The sequence below is a fragment of the Lysinibacillus sp. GbtcB16 genome, assembly GCF_019091145.1.
Lineage (GTDB): Bacteria > Bacillota > Bacilli > Bacillales_A > Planococcaceae > Lysinibacillus > Lysinibacillus fusiformis.
This window is the reverse complement of record NZ_JAGXJV010000444.1, coordinates 1-267: the sequence shown is the minus strand read 5'-3', so window position 1 is coordinate 267 and position 267 is coordinate 1. Positions and strand designations below refer to the sequence as shown.

Here is a 267-nt window from a genome sequence, read left to right as displayed (position 1 = left end):
GGGTCATGTGTTGTAGCATTACATCAACTGTATTTCTTCTAGTACCAAATTTCTTAAAATAACTTGTACCCAATAAACGATCAAGTTCAGAGAAGAAACTTATACAAAGCCCTTTTACAGAACCATCGTAAGGACAATCAAGTTTTAACCACGATATTTGCGTAAGTTGCAAAGCCTCTCCCTCATATTCTCTATGCTGAATAAGTTGTGGATAATAAGATAAAATTCTTTCTAATGCTGTTGTTTTTCCAATACCAGAAAGTCCGA

General features: G+C 34.5%; 1 protein-coding gene. It reads right to left on the bottom strand.

The features are described 5' to 3' along the window. On the bottom strand, positions 1-267 hold a 267-nt coding region (locus KVT27_RS24855; protein WP_217582195.1), incomplete at both ends, for a P-loop NTPase family protein.